Here is a 19,028-nt window from a genome sequence, read left to right on the forward strand (position 1 = left end):
GCTAGAATCCCAACCGGCCGGCGGCGAAACGGTAGAGGCCGAACAGGCCGAGCGACAGCGCGATGTTGACCACGGCGATGATGCAGGCGACCTGGTAGGCCGATTCCTGGATTGCCTTGCCATAGATCAGCAACGGCAGCGTGATCACGCCCTTAGCGCCGATGAACAGCACGATGCCGAATTCGTTGACAGTGAGCAGCAGGCAGAGGCTGCCGCCGGCGATGAGGGCGGGAATTGCCGCCGGCAGGATGATCTGGCGCACGATGCGGAACGGCCGCGCGCCAAGCACGCTTGCCGCTTCGATCTGGCCGCGATCGACCAATGAGAAGGCGGCGAGCAGCGGCCGCAGGATGAAGGGCGTGTAAACCGTGATTTCCGCCAGCACGACGCCCCAGGTCGAATAGAGGAAATCGACGGGCGGCAGCGGCAGCGAGAAGGCCTCCATCAGCCCGGAGTTGAGCATGCCGGCGGAGCCGTAGAGAAAAGTGAAGGCCAAGGTCACCAGGAAGGTCGGCAGGGCGATGAAGGTGTCGATCAGCCGGGCGATGAAGCCGCTACCGGGGAACGGCACGAAGGCCAGGATCAGCGCCAGCACGAGGCCGACGATCAGGCAACCGGCGGTCGCGGTGACCGAGATCGTCACCGTATTGATCAGCGCGTTGACGAAGAAGCGCGAATGCAGGACGCGGATGATCTCCGCGACATTGGCGACACCGGTGTCGTCGAGGAAGGCCTGACGTATAATCAGCGCCAGCGGGTAAAAGAACAGCAGCGCCAGCAGCGCCGCCGGTGGCACGATCCATAGTCGGCCCGGCTCTCGCTTCCTCGCCGTCGGCGCAGCAATGGCGAGCGCTTCAGACACTGGCATCTTCCGGAAGAAGCGACGTATCGGCCGGCGCAAAGAACAGCGGCACCTTTGCGCCAGGTTCGGGCAAGGCGACAGGCAGTTTCGTCGCCGAGACACGCACCGGCGTGCCGTCGACATCGAGAACCAGATGGGTAAGTTCGCCCTGCCAGTGCACTTCGCTCAGCGTGCCGACAATGCGGTTGGTGTGCTCGCTGTCTGCCGTCAGGCTGAGATGCTGCGGCCTGATGCAGAGCAGGCTCTTGTCGCCGGCCTTCTCGTCGCGGCCGGCCCCGGTGAGCACGGCATCACCATGCCTTGCCGTGGCAAAGCCCTTCGGGCCGGCAGCTTCGGCAACCGTCACCGGCAGCAGGTTGGCGCGGCCGAGGAACTCGGCTGTGAAGCGGTTTGGCGGGCGGCGATAGAGTTCGGTCGTCGGCCCATGCGAACAGACCCTGCCGTCACGCATGATGGCGATCTTGTCGGCAAGCGTCAGCGCCTCGGTCTGGTCATGGGTGACATAGAGGATGGTCAGGCCGGGCAGGCTGCGGTGCAGCCGGGCGATCTCCTCCACCATGTTGCGGCGGATCTGCGCGTCGAGCGCCGACAGCGGCTCGTCGAGCAGGAGCACGCGCGGCCGCACGGCCAGGGCGCGGGCAATTGCGACGCGCTGCTGCTGGCCGCCCGAAAGTTCGCGCGGATGACGCCGGGCAAATGTCGCCATGCCGACGGTGGCGAGCGCATCCTTCACCCGTTCGCCGATCAACGCCTTGTTGGCGCCTTGTGCCCGCAGGCCAAAGGCGACGTTGTCCTCGACGCGCATATGCGGGAACAGCGCGTAGTTCTGCACCACCATGCCGAGGCCGCGCTCATAGGGCGGCAGGTCGGTGACGTCGGTCGCGCCGATGCGGATGCGGCCGCTTGCCGGCCGCACGAAGCCGGCCACGGCGCGTAGTGCCGTGGTCTTGCCTGAACCGGACGGGCCGATCATCGCCAGGATTTCGCCCGGCGCGATGTCGAGGGTCAGCGGATGCAGGACGACATGGGCGCCATAGGCGACGCTGACCTTGTCGAAGTGGACGTTGGAGCCGACGCCGCGAATTTTCGCGGCGTCGATATCCATGACACTGGGACCTGTGAAAGCGACGGCCGACATGGCTTGGTCCTCCGGATTTCTGCCCTCGGGTGTCAGCTTCCGGTCGCTTCGTTCCACTTCTGGACGTAGTCGGGGAGCTTCTTCAGCGCCTCGTCCCAGTTCGGCGACCAGATGGTCAGGCCCTTCATCGCCTCCTGCAGCTTGGCGAAGTTGGCATCGGACGGCGCCACGTCCTTGCGGGCGGGCATGCCGATGGCAATCGAGCTTACGGTCGACTGGGCTTCCTTGGACAGCAGGAAGTCGATCAGCTTCTTGCCGTTGTCGCCATTCGGCGCACCGGTGACCAGTCCGATTTCGTAGGGCAGCGCGAAGGTGGAGCGCACGCCGTCGGGACCGGCAGGCCAGAACACCTTGATGTTGGGATTGTCGGCCATCTGCGACATGTTCATCTGCAGGTCGCCATTGGCGACGTGCAGTTCGCCCTTGTTGACCAGCGCGGTCAGCTTGCCGGTCGAGGCGGACGGGCCGACATTATTGTCCTGCAGCTTCTTCATGAATTCGAAGCCGGCGTCCTCGCCGCCGAAGGCATGGATGATCTGCAGCATGACGGCAGTGCCGTCGCCGGCCTGGCCGGGGGTCGAATACTGGATCTTGCCCTTGAACTTCGGATCGAGCAGGTCGTTGTAGCTCTTCGGCGCTTCCGACAGCACGGCGCTGTTGTAGATGAAGTTCATGTAGTTGTTGACCAGCGGCCGGTACTTGTCGGTGCCGCCGTCGATCTGGGACGCGGCTTCGGGCTTGTAGTCCTGCAGCAGGCCATCCGCGGCGGCGCGCTGGATGAAGGGCGGCAAGGTCACCAGCACGTCGGCCTGCGGGTTCGACTTCTCCTTGGCGACGCGCTCGACGACGCCACCCGAGCCTGCCTCGATGTATTGGACGGTGATGCCGGTGGCCTTGGTGAAGGCGGCGAATTCGGTCTCGTACCAGCTGCCATTGCCGTCATGCAGGCCGTCGGCGGAGTAGACGGTGACGACGCCGTCGGCGAGCGCCGGGCCGACGAGAGCCGCCGATGCGAGCAATGCGGTGAAGGCCGCGACCATGGTTGCGTTTCGTGATTTCATGACGAGTTCCCCTTTGATTGAAGGCACATTCTGCGATGCACTAGGACCAACCGGCCTTGGGTCTCTTATGGACGTTGAGCCGGTTGGATGTCTTCGTTGCGACAACTCTGGGGATCGGGGATCGATAAGTAAAATCTATTTATTTTATGAGAGCCAAACTTCCTCTGATATTTGTCATGGAACTGTCGCATCCACGTCGTGGATAGAAACGTGGCCGGGCGGAGACCGGCTATGAGCTTGAAAAATATCGGTTATCAGCCGAACGTAATGCCTGCCGTCTGCGCCCGCAATCGCGGATCATGTGAGCGAATGGTCACCGGCCGCCCGTCGAGAATCTCGAAGCACCGCGCGAGCGTGTCGTCTTCCAGCCGGCGCATGGCCTCGTGGGTGAAGAAAGTAAGATGCGGAAACAGGATCACATTGTCGCGACCGAACAGCGCGCTCATCGGATGGCCTGACTTCGACAGCGGCTCCACCGAATAAACATCGAGGCCGGCCCCGCCGATGCGCCCGGCAACGATCGCCTCGACGAGGGCCGCCTCATCGATCAGCGCGCCGCGCGAGACATTGACGATGATTGCCGAGGGTTTGAGGCAGGCGAGTTCGTGCTCGCCGATCAGGCCGCGTGTCTGGTCGTTCAGCACGCAATGGATGGAGACAAAGTCACAGGCGCCCAGCATGGCATGGAGATCGTCCGCCTTCTCGATGCCGGCGGCGTGCATCGTCGCCGCATCGACACCGGGATCAAAGCCAAGCACGCGGGCGCGAAATCCCTGGCCGGCCATCCGCGCCATGCTGCGGCCGATCTTGCCGCAGCCGACAAGCCCGAGCGTGGCGCCGGAAATATCACGCCCCAGCCAGCCCTGCTCGGGCCAGATCCAGCCATCGCGCGCCATTGCCTGCGTGATCGCCGGCAGCCGCTTGGCCAGCGCAATCATCAGCGCGAAGGCGCCTTCGGCAACGGTTTCCTCGGCATATTCGGGCACGTTGACGACGGGAATACCACGCCGCATCGCGGCGGGGATGTCGATGGCATCGATGCCGACGCCATATTTGACGATGCCCTTCAGCTTCGGCGCCGCATCGATCACTCGCGCGGTGATCGGCGTATAGCACATGAGCAGAAGATCGGCGTCGGCCACTGCCTTGATGAGATCGGCTTCGGGAATGCCATCCGGCAGCGTCACCAGGTCGACGCCTCTCGCCCGCAGGCCGGCGTCAATGCCGGGGCATTCGAGTTCCCGGTCGGTGCGGACGGCCTTCACGGTCAGGCCGCCAGCACCGCGGCTTCGACGATGTCGAGCGCCCGGTCGAGATCGGTCTTCGAAATGACCAACGGCGGCGAGAGTGTCAGCACGTTGCCTTGGCTGACCTTGAAGCTCAGGCCTTGCTCCAGGCAGGTGTAGAAGACACGTTCGGCGAGCTCCCGCGCCGGCAGGCGTGAAGTACGATCCGCGACCAGTTCGACGCCCACCATCAGCCCCCTGCCCCTGACAGCGCCGACATGGGGCGAGCGCGCCATCAGATCCTGCATCCGCCCCAGCATATGGCGGCCAAGCTCGGCCGAGCGCTCGACGAGCCCCTCCTCCAGGATGATGTCGATGGTGGTCAGCGCGGCACGCGTCGTCACCGGGTTCTTCTCGTGGGTGTAGTGGCCGATGGCGAAGCCGCCGGTGACGTCGAGATCGCTGCGTGCGATGACGGCGGCGAGCGGCAAGATGCCGCCGCCGAGCGACTTGCCGAGGACGACGATGTCTGGTGTCACGCCGTCATGCTCGTGGGCGAAGAATTTGCCGGTCTTGCCGAGGCCCGTGGGAATCTCGTCGAAGATCAGCAGCGTGCCGTGCCGGTCGCAGGCCTCGCGCACCCGCTTCCAGAAACCGGGCGGCGGTGGATTGGGCGTCGCGCGCATCGGCTCGGCGATAACAGCCGCCACGTCCTGCTCGCGGCCGAGCACATAGGCGATCATGTTGGCGCAGGCGAGGCCCGATGCCTCCAGGGAATCGTGGCCATAGGGGCAGCGATAGCCGTCCCAGGGCGCGACATGCTCGGTGCCGGTCATCATCGGACCTGATATGTGCGAGCGGAAGGTCGCTTCGCCGCCCACACTGGCGGCGCCAAAACCGGCGCCGTGAAAGGCATCCCAGAACGATACAGTCTTGAAGCGGCCGGTGGCGGCGCGCGCGATCTTCAGCGCGACCTCGATGGCGTCGGAGCCGCCGGTGGTGAACAGCACCTTGCCGAGATCGCCCGGCGCGAGGGCCGCCAGTCTCTCCGCCAGTTCGACGGCCGGTTCGCAGGTGAAGCGGCGTGGCGCGAAGCAGAGATCGTCGAGCTGCTTCTTGATCGCCGCCACCAGTCTGGGGTGGCCGTAGCCGAGATGGTGGACGCTGTTGCCATGGAAATCCATGAAGCGGCGGCCGGCGGTGTCCTCGATCCAGATGCCTTCAGCCTTGGCGATCGTCGAAAGACAAGGGCTGGACAGGCTCTGGTGCATGAACGCGGCAGCATCGCGGTCAAGCAGGCCGCGAATGCGGGGATCGTCCTGGCCGGCATCCCAGCGGCCGCGCGCCGCCGTGGTGTTGGAATCGCCCTCTGTATGCACAAGCTCGGATATCGCGGCCATCGCCCTCTCCAAAACGCGAATGAGGGAGCGTTGGCCGCTCCCTCTGTTTCTGTCCGTCAGTCGCGTCCGGTCAGGACCACGGCAACGAAAATGTCTTCACATTGGTGTAGCTCTTCATCGCCTCGATGACGCCTTCCTTGTAGCCATTGCCCGAATCCTTGATGCCGCCGAAGGGCGACATCTCGATGCGATAGCCCGGCACTTCCCAGATGTTGACCGTGCCGACCTCAAGGCCGGCGATGTATTTCTGCATGCGGGGAAACGAGTTGGTGCAGACACCAGACGACAGGCCGAAGGCGGTCGAGTTGGAGAGCGCGATCAGCGCCTCGTCATCGTCGGGCGCACGCACGATCGGGATGATCGGCCCGAAGGTCTCTTCCATCACCAGTTCGGATGTGTGCGGCACGCGGTCGACGACGATCGGCGGCAGCAGCGCGCCCTGGCGGCCCGGATTGTAGAGGATCTCTGCGCCCTGCTCGGCGGCCATGTGGACGCGGGTTTCGAACAATGCCGCCGCCTTCTCGTGCACGACGGTGCCGAGATCGGTCGAACGGTCCATCGGGTCGCCGAAGCGGATCTTCTTCGCCCGCTCCAGCACCAGCGGCACGAAACGGTCGGCGACGCTTTCCTGGACGAGGATGCGCTTCACCGCGGTGCAGCGCTGGCCGGAGTTTTTCGTCGCTCCGGCCACTGCCAGGTCCGCCGCCTTTGCCAAATCCTCGTCCGACAAATCGTTGAGGATGATCAGCGGATCGTTGCCGCCGAGTTCCAGCACCTGGCGTTTGTAGCCGGCGGTGCGGGCGATCATCTTGCCGACCGGCACACCGCCGGTGAAGGTAATCAGGTCGATGTTCCCGTTGGTGATCATCTCGTTGCCGATGTCGGCCGGCCAGCCGGTCACCACCGACAGCATTTCCGGCGGCAGGCCGGCTTCGTAGAGGATGTCGGCCAGAAGCAGCGCCGTCATCGGCGTCAGTTCGGTCGGCTTGACGACCACGCAATTGTTGGTGGCGATCGCCGGCGCCACCTTATGCGAGACCATATTGAGCGGGTGGTTGAACGGCGTGATCGCCGAGATCGCCTTCAGCGGCTCGCGCATGGTGAAGATCTTGCGCGCCTTGCCGTGCGGGGTCAGGTCGCAGGAAAAGATCTGGCCATCGTCCTGGATGCACATCTGCGCCGACAGCGTGAACACGTCATAGGCGCGGCCGACTTCGTAGAGCGAGTCGGTCTTGGAGATACCGAGTTCGAGCGTGATGAGATCGGAGATTTCCTCGCGGCGCGACGCCAGAGCTTCCGCCGTGCGAAACAGGATCTGCTGGCGCTCGTAGCGCGTCAGCTTCGACCGGTAGCCGGCGGCGATTTCGAAGGCCTGGCGGGCGTGTTCGGCCCCGCCGGCGGGGACGGTGCCGACCACAGCATTGGTATAGGGGTAGTGGACGGGGACGACATCGTCGGCGTCAACCTTGCGCCCGGCGATCCGCATCGGCTCGTGGCGGACTGTGACGGAAGTATCGAGTTTGGTCATGTCGATTCCTAGATGCTCAGAGAGCCAGGTCGATTTTTCGTAGGGAATGGCATCGCGTCCTCCAATGGCTTCCCCCACTCCGTCGCCGCTTCGCGGCGCCACCTCTCCCCCCTCCGGAGGGAGAGGAAGGGAGCCAAGGCCGGCGAAGCGGCACCTTTCCTCTCCCCCGTCGATCGGGGGAGAGGTGGCCCGAAGGGCCGGAGTGGGGGTCGACCAGCACTATCATCGGTGGCTACACATCTTGCCGGCGGTCCAACTCCGCTACGCCAGCGCCGCCGCCATCGTCGCATAGTAGAACGCGTCAAAATTGCGCAAGGTCGGCTCATTGGGCAGATCCGGCAGCACGCGATTGACGATGAACGGCACCTCCTGCTCGGTCAGCCCGCCATGCGAGCGCAGCGGCTCATTGAGGGCAGCGAGATCATGACGATGCTCTGATGTGCCGATCGTCTTGTTCTCGGTCGAGATCAGCACGATGTCGCCGATGCGGTCAGCCGGCAGTTCAAAGCGCTCGCAGGCATCGGGCCTGTCGAGGACCAGCATGATGCCGTCGACCTTGGCAAGCCGCGCCATGATGTCGGCCTGGTCGGCGCCATCAGGCAGATAGGCGGTGGCGAAAGAGCCGAGAGCGCCATGGTGCACGACATAGGGGTCGGTGATCGGCAGGATGACGCGGGCGGCGTCCTTGCCCAGCCATTCGTCTAGGAGGTCCTGAACGTAGACCACGGCGGGCGAACCATCGGCCTTGTGCTTGGGCTTCATGCCGTGGTCGGCGGTAACGACGATGGCCGCGCCCAGCGCATCGAGCTCGGTCAGGTACTTGTCGAACATTTCGTAGAAGGCATTGGCCTGCGGCACGCCGGGCGCATATTTGTGCTGCACATAATCGGTCGTCGTCAGGTACATGATGTCGGGGCGGTATTCCCTGAGCAGCTGGACGCCGACGGCGAAGACGAATTCCGACAGTTCGGCCGAATAGACTTCCGGCACAGGCAGGCCGAAATGCTTCGAGGCATTGTCGATGCCGTGCTCGGCCACTGTCGTGGTGTCCGACTTTTCAGCCGAGAAGCACAGCGCGCGGCCTTCGTCGAAGGCGAGGCCCTTGCCGAGCAGCGCACGCAGCTTGTCCTTGGCGGTCACCACCGCGACCTTGGCGCCGGCATCGTAGAAGGCCTGGAAGACGGTCGGCGCGCGCAGGAAGCGCGGGTCGTTCATCATCACTTCCTTGCCGGTCTCGCGCTCGTAGAGATAATTGCCGCAAATGCCGTGCACCGACGGCGGACGACCGGTGGCGATCGACAGATTGTTGGGGTTGGTGAAGCTCGGAATGACCGAGTGCGCGAAACGCACCGTGCCCTTCTGCTTGATCCTGACCAGGGCCGGCATCAGTCCGGCCTTGATTGCCTCGTCGAGATAGGCCGGCTCGCAGCCATCAAGACAGATGGCGATGGCGGGCACGCGCGGCCAGGCATAAGTGCGGCCATTGACCGCGACATTGATGGGAGACATCTGGTTCATCAAAAATCCTCGAAATCGGCCGCTTCAGGCGGCTAGTTTGGCGCGCTCGGCGATTGCCGCGGCAGGTGGAGCGGCGGTGTCGACGCCCATTTCATCAAGCGACTGCGCCGCCGCCTCGACGACGCGGCGCATGACATGCTCGTCCATCTGGCCGATGCAGCCGACGCGGAAGGAATCCACGACGGTCAGCTTGCCGGGATAGATGATGAAACCCTTGTCCTTCATCAGCTCGTAGAAGCGATCGAAGGCGAAGTTGGCGTGGGCCGGGTTGAAGAAGGTGACGATGATCGGCGACAGCCAACGGTCCCGGAGCAGCGTCTCGAAGCCGAGTTCGCGCATGCCCGCCACCATGACGTCGCGGTTCCTGACATAGCGGGCGCCGCGGCCGACGACGCCGCCTTCGGCCTCGTGCTGGCGCAGCGCCTCCAGGAACGCGGCGACGACATGGGTCGGCGGGGTGTAGCGCCACTGGCCTGATTTGTTCATGTGCGCCCATTGCGCGTGGACGTCGAGCGACAGGGAATGGCTACGCCCCTTGGCGGCTTCCAGTTCGCTCTTGCGGGCGATGATGAAGCCGAAGCCGGGCACGCCCTCGATGCATTTGTTGGCCGAGGAAACCATCGCCTCGTAGCGGATCTCGTTGACGTCGAGCGCGACGGCGCCGAAGGCGCTCATGGAATCGACCAGCAGCTTGCGGCCCTTGGCATGGACGGCTTCGGCGATCTCGGCGACAGGGTTCAAAATGCCGGAGCTGGTCTCGCAATGAATGGCGATGACATGCGTGATCGCGGGGTCAGCCTCGAGCGCGGCCGCCACTTCGTCGCCGCGCGGCGGCAGGTAATCGCCCTTGTCGATCAACGTATAGGCACGGCCGAGATACTGCATGGTCTGCGCGGCGCGCAGGCCGTAGGCGCCGTTGGCCAGGACCAGAACCTTGCCGTCCCTGGGCACGAACGAGCCCAGCATCGCCTCGACACAGAAGGATCCGCTGCCTTGCATCGGCACGCAGTCGAACTCGCCTTTCACGTCGCCGGTCAGCGCCAGCAGGCGGCGGCGCATGTCTGATGTCATGGCGCGGAAGTCACCGTCCCACGATCCCCAGTCGCGCAGCATCGCCTGCTTGACCGAATAGGCCGTGGTGAGTGGCCCTGGGGTCAAAAGATAGGGCTCGCCCAGTGCCGGCCTGGCCAACGGCTCAGCGGCAAATATCGTCTCGGCGCGCATGGTGTCCTCCGACAGGTCGCTGCTTCTTTGATGTGGCGTCATTGTTGGTCCGGACGACATATTTGTAAAATCGTTATTTTGTATCGATGTATAGATTAGAACGATGGTCGAAACGCATTGGACAGGCTGCCTGCTGGTCATGACACGACTGTGAACATCAGCGCCTTCATCCCCAGACATCAGGGAAATCGTTTATTCCCGTCTTTTGGATAGCAAGGCTTATGATAAGGTGCGGTTTCGGGACCTGAAAGGCACAGATATGCGCTACGTCCAGTTGCGGGCCTTTCACCAGGTGGCGATCTCCGGCGGCTTTTCGCGGGCGGCCGAAGCTCTGTTCCTGACGCAGCCGGCGATATCGGACCAGGTGCGCAAGCTGGAGGAAGAGTATGATGTTCTGCTGTTCAACCGGAACAAGAAGCAGGTCACGCTGACCCATTCGGGCCAGAAACTGCTCGAAATAACCCACCGCATGTTCGACACCGAGCAGCAGGCGCTCGAGCTTCTGACCGAGTCGCGCGCTTTGCGTTCCGGTACGCTGCGCATCGTCGCCGATGCCGCGCACCACCTGCTTCACATCCTCGGCAGCTTCCGGGCCCGCTATCCCGGCGTGCAGGTCTCGGTCCGCGCCGGCAACACCGAGACGGTGATCAGCAGCCTTTACAGCTATGATGCCGATATAGGCGTGCTGGGCGAAGTGCCCGCCGGGCGCGACTTCGAGGTGCTGAAACTGAATTCGACGCCGATCATCGCCTTCACCTCCATCGATCATCCGCTGGCGGGGAAGAAGTCGCTGACCTTGAAGCAGCTCGCACAGGAATCACTCGTCATGCGCGAGCGCGGCTCGAAGACGCGCCAGAAGCTCGAAGACCTGGCCGCCGCGTCGAAGGTCGAACTGCGGCCAGTGATCGAGGCCGAGGGCCGCGAGGCCGTGCGCGAGATCGTCGCCTCGGGCGCCGGCATCGGCTTTGTCTCGGCGGCCGAATTCGGCCAGGATTCGCGGCTCGTCCCGATCACCATCGACGCGCCCGAGACCTTGATGGACGAGGCGCTGATCTGCCTGCGCGAGCGCAGCGGCGGCAAACTGGTGCGCGCCTTTCTCGACATGGCGCGCTCGATGTCGGCGGATTAAAATTTTTCTAGGCCGCCGCCTGCATCTCCGTTGCATCCGCCTTCACCCGTTCCGATTTCGGATCGTAAGGGCTGCGCAGGTGCACTGTGGCTGGATGGCGTATTCCGGCTAGATCGATCTCGAAATGGCCATCGCTCAAGAACGAGGCGTCTACGCCCGTTTCCTGTTCGATCAGCCCAAGCGCCACGGAGCGACCGAGCGTATGGCCGTAAGCCGCTGAGCGGGCTTCGCCGACCGGCTTGCCGTCGCGCAGGATCAGTTCGCCGCCCCACAGCATCGGTTCGGCATCATCAAGGGTGAACAGCACGATGCGCTTGGCCGGCGCTGTCGCCGGCTTCGCGGCGATGAGTGCATCGCGACCGATGAAGCCGCCTGGCTTGTCCATCGCGACGGCAAAGCCGAGCCCAGCCTGCCAGGGGTTGATGTCAGGCGTTAGCTCGCGGCCCCAGGCGCGAAAACCCTTTTCGATGCGCAAGGCGTCGAGCGCGTAGTAACCGGCATCGGTCAGTCCGAATTCACGGCCGGCTTCATGCAGCGCTTCGTAGACGCCGACCGCGAATTCGGTCGGCACGATCAGTTCCCAGCCGAGCTCACCGACATAGGTCAGGCGGTTGGCGTAGGCCGTGGCATAGCCGATATCGATTTCGCGGATCGTGGCGAAGGGGAAGCCGGTGTTGGAAAGATCCGCCGATGACAGCTTGCCCAGGAGGTCGCGCGAACGCGGCCCCATCAACGCCAGCACCGCATAGGATGAGGTGACGTCGGTCAGAACGGCATGCGCGTCCGCCGGGGTGTTCCTGACGATCCAGTCGGCGTCGTGGACCGCCTGCGCGGAACCGGTGACGATGAGGAATTTTTCCGCGCCAAGCCGCATCACGGTGAGATCGCTTTCGTAGCCGCCGCGCGCATTGAGCACGCCGGTGTAGACCGACGTGCCGACCGGCACATTGATGTCGCCGGCGCAGATCCGGTTCAGCACCGCACAGGCATCGCGCCCCTGGACAAGCAGTTTGGCGAAGGAGGTCTGGTCGAAGACCGCGACCGCTTCGCGCGTCGCCTTCATCTCGCGCCGCACAGCCTCGTGCCAGTTCTGGCGGCCGAAGGCGTAGTCATTCTCGGCCTTCTCTCCCGCTGCAGCGAACCAGTTGGCGCGCTCCCAGCCCATCTTGGAGCCGAAGCATGCGCCCTTGGCGGCGAGCCGGTCGTAAAGCGGCGAACGGCGGAATGGCCGTGCTGTGTCCAATTCACGGTTCGGCCACGGCATCGCGTAATGCAGGCCAAGCGTCTCCTTGATCCGATCATGCAGCCAGCGCGGATTGTTGTTGAAGGCGGCGAAGCGCCTGATGTCGACCGGCCAAAGATCCATGGTCGGCGCGCCGTTGACGATCCATTCGGCCAGTGCCCGGCCCGCGCCACCGGCGCTGGCGATGCCCATCGAGTTGAAGCCGGCGCCGACATAGAAATTCTTCAGCTCCGGCGCCTCGCCGAGGAGGAAATTGTTGTCGGGCGTGAAGCTTTCAGGACCATTGTAGAATTTCTTGACCTCGGCCTGCGCCAATTGCGGCACGCGCACCAACGCGTTTTCCATCAGGATCTCGAACTGGTCCCAATCATCCGGAAGCAGAGCGAACTCGAAATTCTCTGGAATGCCGTTCATACCCCACGGTTTGGCATGCGGCTCGAAGCCGCCCATCACCAGGCCGCCGACCTCTTCCTTGAAGTAGATGAAGCCGTCGGGGTCACGCATCACGGGCAGGTCCGGATGGACGCCCTCGATCCGGCCAGTGACGATGTACATGTGCTCGGCCGAATGCAGCGGCACCGAGACGCCGCACATCAGCCCGACCTTGCGCGCCCACTGGCCGGCGCAGTTGACGACGATCTCTGCTGCAATGCTGCCATGGTCGGTCTCGACACCGCAAGCGACGCCGTTTTTCACCGTGATGCCGGTGACCTTGACCCGCTCGAAAATTTTAGCGCCACGATTGCGCGCGCCCTTGGCCAGCGATTGCGTCAGATCCGTCGGATTGGCCTTGCCGTCTCCGGGCAGCCAGACGGCGCCGACGAGATCGTCGGTTGCCATGACAGGCCAGAGATCGCCGGCTTCCCTCGGCGAAATGACATCGATCTCGACCCCTTGGGCGCGCGCCGACGCGGCCGTACGCTTCAACACCGTCATGCGGTCGGCGGTGCGCGCAACAGACACGGATCCGCAATTCTTCCAGCCTGTGGCAAGACCGGTCTCGGCCTCGAGTTCGCTGTAGAGCTGCGTGGAATAGCGGATCAGGCTGGTCATGTTGGAATGGCTGCGCAACTGGCCGACAAGACCAGCCGCGTGCCAGGTGGTACCGCCACTCAGCTGTCCCTGCTCGAGCAGCACCACATCGCTCCAGCCCAGCTTGGTCAGGTGATAGGCGACCGAACAGCCAATGATGCCGCCGCCGACAATGACGATTCGAGCCTGGGTGGGAAATGCATGTGCCATGACCGTTCCGCCATTTGAGGGATGGCCGAGACATTATCACGGAAAAACCAAATATCAACTCATAAAGTCACAAAACATCACATCAAACCGCAACAACGAGTTCAGGACCCTTTTGCGAAAGCGCAGCGGCAAGCGCTGGTTCGGGATTGGAGTCGACGATCACCCCGGCAGCATGTTCGAAATTCGGAATCCTGAGCGGCGTCAGCTTGCCGAACTTGCTGGCGTCGAGCACGAAATAGGCCTTGCCGGCGAGCGCGATCATGCGGCCGCGCTGCTCGGCTCCGGCGCGGGTGAAGTCGGTGACCTCACCGTCAGGGGACAACGCGCCGCCCCCGAGAAAGGCGATGTCGACGCGAAAGCGGGCCATCGCATCGAGCGTGTCGATGCCGGAAGCCGCCTCCTCGCCCGGGTCGACTTCGCCGCCCAGCATGTGCACGCGCATGCCGGGAACGTGGCATAGGTGCAGCGCTATCTTCAGGCTGGCCGTGCAGATCGTCAGATCGCGCATATCCGTGAGGGCATGCGCGACGGCCAAGGTGGTGGTACCGGAATCGAGAAAGATCACCATGCCATTCCTGACCAGACCAGCGGCCGCCTTGCCGATCGCTGCCTTGCCATCAGCGTTTTCCCGGCTGCGCAGGCTCATCGCCGGTTCGCTGGGCTCGAAGCGGGCGGCGCCGCCATGGACGATGCCGAGCCTGCCCTGGTCCGAAAGCAGCTTCAGGTCACGGCGGATGGTTTCGCGCGAGACATCGAAGAACCCGGCCAGTTCGGCGACGCTGACGGAACCCTGCGCACTCAGCCGCCGCAGGATCTCATCATGGCGGCGCGGGGCAAGGGCACGTGCCGGCAGATGGCTGACGGGAGACATGGCGATCCTCGTGTCAAGCATTGATGTTGCAATATGTGGCAGCGAATGTGAGCAGAAGCAAATTGTCGCCAGGCTTCACGCGATTTTCCAGCCTCGAAGTGCGGGCGGACAGACCGTGAAGGACGTTCAACGGGTCTGCGGCAGATCGAGCGCGGAGCGCACCCGGCCGACGCCGCGCCTGTAGAGCATCGCACCTTCGGCTGAGGCGAGCAGATCGGCATGCGGCGTGAATTCAGCGATGCGCTTGTTGAAAGCAACCTCGCCGCAACCTGGTACCATGCAGTCGATCTTCTGCTTGGGGCATTGGCTGAATTTGCACAGCCGGCCGAGATAGATATTGCTGCCGGGTTCGATCAGAAAAACGTCCAGCTGATGATCGGCGACGCTGATCCCCATGCCTTTCTCGAACGCTTCGCGCAAGGCAAGAGCGCCGGCGCGACGCAGTTCGCCAAGCCGCTGCTGGGAATCGAGCCAGAGCGCCAGGTCAAGATCGCCACATTCGTGCCAGACCTCGATCCGCGAACGCCGGAATTCGGAGAAACGCGGCACTTCTTTCCAGAGCGGCTTGGCGACAGAGCCGATTACCGCCACCGCAACCACCTCCTGGAAGCGCATCCAGGCATCGGTGACTATATCCGCCGCGGCACGAAACTGCCGCTGGCGTTCCACCATATAGCGGTCCTGTTGCTCGATGGCCGCGCGGCGCATGTCAGGCCAACAGCTTCATGAAATTGCGCTTGCGACCGAAGCGGATCTTCACATCCGCCAGATAGGCGGCATGCGCCGATGCACCGTGCAGCCCGGCCATGCGACCAATCAGTGCTGCCGCTTCGGCATATGCGCCATCACCGCCCAGTTGGGCCATTTGATCGACGCGTGCAGCGTAAACCATCAGTGCCTCTCTCGGATGCGTCGCCTCGCTGGACCGCGCAAGTTTCTGCTTCAGCCCTTCCGACGCGCCATGGTCGTGCACATTGAGCCAAGCCCTTTCAAACTGCTTCTCCTCCATCAGGATGCTGATGAGCAGATCAGCCGGAAAATGCCAGGCGGAAGACTTCGCGCGTGTCAGCCTGGATTGAAGATGCTTGATGGCTTTGTCGCGTGCCGCCGCCCCGGCAGCCTTACACAGACGCTGATAAAGTTCGAGGCTCGGCGCCTTCTCGAAGGCACGCCACAAATGCGCCTCGGCGTCGCCATCTCGGCCGGCCTTGGATGATCGAGCCGATTCGGTTGGCGGCGATGAATCGAGGCTTCAGAACATCCGCGATGAAACGCTCGCAGGCAGCGGTGATGATCAGTTTCTCGTCAGAGGAAAGCCGCTTGACCCACATTTATCGCGCTGCCCGCCTTGCCATCGAGATCGTCCGCGCCCTAACCGCCATGAAACCATGTTAATCGCCCAAGGCTGCGATGCAAGGAGTGCGAGCTGCCCGCCTCAGTGCAAGCGACCGGATGAAGGGCGGCTTAGTCCACCAGCGCCGAAGGCAGTGTCGTCGATCTCCGAGACCCTATTCAGACTGTCAAAGGCATTCGAACCACTCTTTCGGCCTACGATTTTCGCGCCAGCCCGCCGCGCTCTATCGCATTGACGAGCGTCTCACTTCCCTCGCGGAGATGCTGCCTCAGAACGCCCAGGGCTTTCTTGCCGTCGCGCTGGCGGCAAGCGGCCAGTAGGTCGCGATGCTCCGTCTGCGAGCGGGTGCGGTAGTCCAAATTCGACAACAGGATGCGGACATAGCGGTCGGCCGCGTTGTGATGCGCCTCGATCAGGTCAAGCAAACGGCGGTTGCCGCAGGCATCGTAGAGCGACAGGTGAAAGACCCTGTTCAGGGCGCCCCAGCGACCGACATTGCGCTCGGCATCGATCTGGTCGAGAGCCTGCTCGGCTTCTTCAAGCTTGGCGCCGGGCAGGACCGGAACGGACAGCCGGAGCGCCTCGCATTCGAGCAATTCGCGCACCGCGTATATTTCGGCGATCTCGGCTCCATCCATCCCGGCGACATGCGCGCCCTTCGTGGGATGGATGGAAACGATGCCCTCGGCTTCCAATTGGCGAAGCGCGTCCCGGATCGGCATGCGGCTGAAGCCGAACTGCTCGGCCAGTTCATCCTGACGCAGCGTTGTGCCTGCCTTCAGCGATCCGCTGGCTATGGCCTCGCGCAGGACATTGGCAACCTGTTCCGCCACCGTCTGAGGCCTCTCGATCAGGCCTTCCATAAATCCGCGCAATCGATGCTCCTTGCCACCGATCCCCAGCGTAGTGGAAAACATCAGCGGATATAAGTATCCCCGTGTACGGGAGCGCTTTGGTTTCGGGGCCAGAAGAGTGAAACCAGGGATTGTCGATGGAGCGGTCCGCCCCGGTGTGGTCGGGGCGGAATTGGTCAATCGACCTTCACGGCGACCACCGCGGCACAGTCGCCGGCCTTGACCAGTCCGGGGAAATGGCGCGCCGCCAGCAAGCCCGACATGTTCGCGCGGATCTCCTGGGGGGCGACACCAGTGCGGCCGGTCGAATGGATACGAGCCAGCACCGCGCCCTCTTCGACGGACTCGCCGAGATCGACCATGGTTTCGATCATGCCGTCGTCCTCGGCGAAGGCGAAACAATCGCCCGAAGGCATGTCGAGCCATTGAGTTCTAGTCTTCTCGACCGCACCATCGACAATGCCCGCATGGCGCAGCACGTTGAGAATGCCACGCCGGGCGATCCGCACCGTCTCGGCACGCGATGTGCCGCCGCCCCCGAGTTCGGTGGTGACGAAGACCTTGCCCATCTCCTCGGCCGCCGTGTCATACATGCCGACCGCATCGATCTCGGTCATGCGCATCGAGAACGGCGCCGAAAAGGCCTCGACCGCCGCGAAGGCTTTTTGTTCCTGCGCCTTGTCGGGCAGCGTGTGCGCGGCGCAGAACGGCAAGAAATCCAGCGTTTTGCCGCCGGAATGGAAGTCGAAGACGATGTCGGCGCGGGGAAGCAACTCGCGTTGGAAATAATCGGCGATCTTCTGCGTCACCGTGCCGTCCGGCCGGCCGGGAAAGCTGCGGTTCATGTTGCCCTTGTCGATCGGTGAGGTGCGCGTGCCTGCCCGGAAAGCCGGATAGTTCATCGCCGGCACGATGATCACCGTGCCGCTGATCCGGCTGGGATCGAGCGTTCGGGCGAGTTCGTAGAGCGCGAGCGGCCCCTCATACTCGTCACCATGGTTGCCGCCGGTCAGCAGCGCCGCCGGCCCCTTGCCGTTGCGGATGACGCAGATCGGGATCATCACCGAGCCCCAGGCCGAGTCGTCGCGGCTATAGGGCAAGCGCAGGAAACCATGCTGAACGCCGTCGCGGTCGAAGTCGACGGTCGGCGCGATCGACGACGGGCGGAGACTGGACATCGGGCTCAATCCTTCACCACCAGCTTGCGCGGCACATTGGCCAGGCACTCGACGCCGGTTTCGGTGATCAGGATGGATTCGGTGATCTCCAGTCCCATCGTCTCCAGCCAGAGGCCGGTCATGAAATGGAAGGTCATGCCTGGCCTGAGTTCGGTGCGGTCGCCGGGACGCAGGCTCATTGTGCGTTCGCCCCAGTCCGGCGGATAGGACAGGCCGATCGAGTAACCGGTGCGGTTGTCCTTGACGATGCCGTATTTTTTCAGCACGGCGAAGAAGGCATTGGCGATATCCTCGCAGGCGTTGCCTGGCCTGGCGGCGGCCAGGCCTGCTTCCATGCCTTCCAGCGTCGCCTTCTCGGCATCGAGGAATTCCTGCGTCGGCTTACCGAGGAAGACGGTGCGCGACAGCGGGCAATGATACCTGTTGTAGCAGCCGGCGATCTCGAAGAAGGTGCCCTCGCCCCGCTTCATCGGCTTGTCGTCCCAGGTCAGGTGCGGCGCCGAGGCATCCGCGCCCGACGGCAGCAGCGGAACGATCGCGGGATAGTCGCCGCCGATGCCGTCGACGCCGCGTGTGCCGGCATCGTAAATCTCGGCGACCAGATCGCATTTCCGCATGCCAACTTCGATCTTGTCGACGATGCGCTGGTGCATCGCCTCGACGATACGGGCTGCCTTGCGCATATAGTCGATTTCGGTCGGGCTTTTCACCGCGCGCTGCCAGTTGACCAGCGCGGTGGCATCGACGAAACGGGCGTTGGGCAGATGCTTCTGCAAAGAGGCGAAGGCGGCGGCGGAGAACCAGTAATTGTCCATCTCGACGCCGACGGCAAGCTTGCCCCAGCCGCGATCGCTCAGCACGCTGGACAAGAAATCCATCGGGTGGCGTTCTGTCGACTGCACATAGTGGTCGGCATAGCCGACGATGTTGTCCTGGGCGAGGTAAGCGGTGCGCTTGGCGCCGTTGGCGTCCTGGCCACGGCCGTACCACACCGGCTCGCCCGACGGCGGCACGATCACTGCCTGATGCACATAGAAGGACCAGCCGTCATATCCGGTCAGCCAGGCCATGTTGGAGGGATCGCTGACAACAAGGAGATCGACGCCTTTGGCTTCCATCGCCTTGCGCGTCTTGGCGAGGCGATCCGCGTATTCGCTTCGCGAGAATTTCAGGTTCGGCTGCATTTTGTTGGTCCTCGTT

At 63.5% G+C, this 19,028-nt stretch carries 17 protein-coding genes; 2 read left to right on the forward strand and 15 right to left on the reverse strand.

Features of this window, described 5'->3' with window-relative positions:
• Position 1: 1 nt before the first annotated feature.
• The 8 genes from LB569_RS15110 to LB569_RS15145 all read right to left on the reverse strand — a co-directional run bounded on the left by LB569_RS15110 (position 2) and on the right by LB569_RS15145 (position 9,957).
• Complete coding sequence (locus tag LB569_RS15110) at positions 2-862, reverse strand: 2-aminoethylphosphonate ABC transporter permease subunit (RefSeq protein WP_224693012.1); 861 nt, start codon at positions 860-862, stop codon at positions 2-4.
• Positions 855-2,000, reverse strand: a complete 1,146-nt coding sequence (locus LB569_RS15115) for an ABC transporter ATP-binding protein (protein ID WP_224693013.1) — start codon at positions 1,998-2,000, stop codon at positions 855-857. The genes LB569_RS15110 and LB569_RS15115 overlap by 8 nt, the downstream gene beginning before the upstream one ends.
• A 32-nt stretch (positions 2,001-2,032) precedes the next feature.
• Positions 2,033-3,061, reverse strand: a complete 1,029-nt coding sequence (locus LB569_RS15120; RefSeq protein ID WP_224693014.1) for a 2-aminoethylphosphonate ABC transporter substrate-binding protein — start codon at positions 3,059-3,061, stop codon at positions 2,033-2,035.
• 254 nt (positions 3,062-3,315) lie between these two features.
• Complete coding sequence (locus LB569_RS15125) at positions 3,316-4,326, reverse strand: 2-hydroxyacid dehydrogenase (RefSeq protein WP_224693015.1); 1,011 nt, start codon at positions 4,324-4,326, stop codon at positions 3,316-3,318.
• 2 nt (positions 4,327-4,328) lie between these two features.
• Entirely contained in the window at positions 4,329-5,687 is a 1,359-nt protein-coding gene (locus LB569_RS15130; RefSeq protein ID WP_224693016.1) for an aspartate aminotransferase family protein, read from the reverse strand.
• Between the two features lie 70 nt (positions 5,688-5,757).
• The gene (gene phnY / locus LB569_RS15135) at positions 5,758-7,215 is read right to left on the reverse strand and encodes a phosphonoacetaldehyde dehydrogenase (RefSeq protein WP_224693017.1); all 1,458 of its coding nucleotides are present in this window, start codon (positions 7,213-7,215) and stop codon (positions 5,758-5,760) included.
• A gap of 261 nt (positions 7,216-7,476) precedes the next feature.
• The gene (gene phnA, locus LB569_RS15140; protein WP_224693018.1) at positions 7,477-8,733 is read right to left on the reverse strand and encodes a phosphonoacetate hydrolase; all 1,257 of its coding nucleotides are present in this window, start codon (positions 8,731-8,733) and stop codon (positions 7,477-7,479) included.
• Positions 8,734-8,757: 24 nt separating this feature from the next.
• A complete protein-coding gene (locus LB569_RS15145; protein WP_224693133.1) occupies positions 8,758-9,957 on the reverse strand; it encodes a 2-aminoethylphosphonate--pyruvate transaminase in 1,200 nt (399 codons plus the stop codon).
• Between the two features lie 259 nt (positions 9,958-10,216).
• On the opposite strand from LB569_RS15145, the gene LB569_RS15150 reads away from it, so the two are divergent.
• Entirely contained in the window at positions 10,217-11,086 is an 870-nt protein-coding gene (locus tag LB569_RS15150) for a LysR substrate-binding domain-containing protein (RefSeq protein ID WP_127870513.1), read from the forward strand.
• 7 nt (positions 11,087-11,093) lie between these two features.
• Here LB569_RS15150 and LB569_RS15155 read toward each other — a convergent pair whose 3' ends face one another.
• The 4 genes from LB569_RS15155 to LB569_RS15170 form a co-directional block, all read right to left on the reverse strand.
• The gene (locus tag LB569_RS15155) at positions 11,094-13,571 is read right to left on the reverse strand and encodes an FAD-dependent oxidoreductase (protein WP_224693019.1); all 2,478 of its coding nucleotides are present in this window, start codon (positions 13,569-13,571) and stop codon (positions 11,094-11,096) included.
• A gap of 82 nt (positions 13,572-13,653) precedes the next feature.
• Entirely contained in the window at positions 13,654-14,442 is a 789-nt protein-coding gene (locus LB569_RS15160) for a DeoR/GlpR family DNA-binding transcription regulator (protein ID WP_224693020.1), read from the reverse strand.
• A 126-nt stretch (positions 14,443-14,568) separates the two neighbouring features.
• Entirely contained in the window at positions 14,569-15,150 is a 582-nt protein-coding gene (locus tag LB569_RS31945) for a hypothetical protein (protein ID WP_318013112.1), read from the reverse strand.
• Between the two features lies 1 nt (position 15,151).
• Positions 15,152-15,619: a hypothetical protein gene (locus LB569_RS15170; RefSeq protein WP_224693021.1), complete on the reverse strand. Its 468-nt coding sequence runs from the start codon at positions 15,617-15,619 to the stop codon at positions 15,152-15,154.
• A 35-nt stretch (positions 15,620-15,654) separates the two neighbouring features.
• Between LB569_RS15170 and LB569_RS15175 the strand changes: the two genes are divergently transcribed.
• Entirely contained in the window at positions 15,655-15,837 is a 183-nt protein-coding gene (locus LB569_RS15175) for a hypothetical protein (RefSeq protein ID WP_224693022.1), read from the forward strand.
• A gap of 153 nt (positions 15,838-15,990) precedes the next feature.
• On the opposite strand, the gene LB569_RS15180 is transcribed toward LB569_RS15175, so the two are convergent.
• The 3 genes from LB569_RS15180 to doeA all read right to left on the reverse strand — a co-directional run bounded on the left by LB569_RS15180 (position 15,991) and on the right by doeA (position 19,012).
• Complete coding sequence (locus LB569_RS15180; protein ID WP_224693023.1) at positions 15,991-16,671, reverse strand: GntR family transcriptional regulator; 681 nt, start codon at positions 16,669-16,671, stop codon at positions 15,991-15,993.
• A gap of 155 nt (positions 16,672-16,826) precedes the next feature.
• A complete protein-coding gene (gene doeB / locus LB569_RS15185) occupies positions 16,827-17,828 on the reverse strand; it encodes a N(2)-acetyl-L-2,4-diaminobutanoate deacetylase DoeB (protein ID WP_224693024.1) in 1,002 nt (333 codons plus the stop codon).
• Between the two features lie 5 nt (positions 17,829-17,833).
• Positions 17,834-19,012 (reverse strand): ectoine hydrolase DoeA, encoded by a 1,179-nt coding sequence (doeA, locus tag LB569_RS15190; RefSeq protein WP_224693025.1) that lies wholly within the window; start codon positions 19,010-19,012, stop codon positions 17,834-17,836.
• Positions 19,013-19,028 lie beyond the last annotated feature (16 nt).

This window comes from Mesorhizobium sp. BH1-1-4, from assembly GCF_020165665.1.
Lineage (GTDB): Bacteria > Pseudomonadota > Alphaproteobacteria > Rhizobiales > Rhizobiaceae > Mesorhizobium.

Coding starts and splice junctions, on each gene's coding strand:
- LB569_RS15115 (WP_224693013.1), bottom strand. CDS start 2,000: ATGTCGGCCGTCGCTTTCACAGGTCCCAGTGTCATGGATATCGACGCC.
- LB569_RS15120 (WP_224693014.1), bottom strand. CDS start 3,061: ATGAAATCACGAAACGCAACCATGGTCGCGGCCTTCACCGCATTGCTC.
- LB569_RS15130 (WP_224693016.1), bottom strand. CDS start 5,687: ATGGCCGCGATATCCGAGCTTGTGCATACAGAGGGCGATTCCAACACC.
- phnY (WP_224693017.1), bottom strand. CDS start 7,215: ATGACCAAACTCGATACTTCCGTCACAGTCCGCCACGAGCCGATGCGG.
- phnA (WP_224693018.1), bottom strand. CDS start 8,733: ATGAACCAGATGTCTCCCATCAATGTCGCGGTCAATGGCCGCACTTAT.
- LB569_RS15145 (WP_224693133.1), bottom strand. CDS start 9,957: ATGCGCGCCGAGACGATATTTGCCGCTGAGCCGTTGGCCAGGCCGGCA.
- LB569_RS15150 (WP_127870513.1), top strand. CDS start 10,217: ATGCGCTACGTCCAGTTGCGGGCCTTTCACCAGGTGGCGATCTCCGGC.
- LB569_RS15155 (WP_224693019.1), bottom strand. CDS start 13,571: ATGGCACATGCATTTCCCACCCAGGCTCGAATCGTCATTGTCGGCGGC.
- LB569_RS15160 (WP_224693020.1), bottom strand. CDS start 14,442: ATGTCTCCCGTCAGCCATCTGCCGGCACGTGCCCTTGCCCCGCGCCGC.
- LB569_RS31945 (WP_318013112.1), bottom strand. CDS start 15,150: ATGCGCCGCGCGGCCATCGAGCAACAGGACCGCTATATGGTGGAACGC.
- LB569_RS15175 (WP_224693022.1), top strand. CDS start 15,655: ATGATCGAGCCGATTCGGTTGGCGGCGATGAATCGAGGCTTCAGAACA.
- doeB (WP_224693024.1), bottom strand. CDS start 17,828: ATGTCCAGTCTCCGCCCGTCGTCGATCGCGCCGACCGTCGACTTCGAC.
- doeA (WP_224693025.1), bottom strand. CDS start 19,012: ATGCAGCCGAACCTGAAATTCTCGCGAAGCGAATACGCGGATCGCCTC.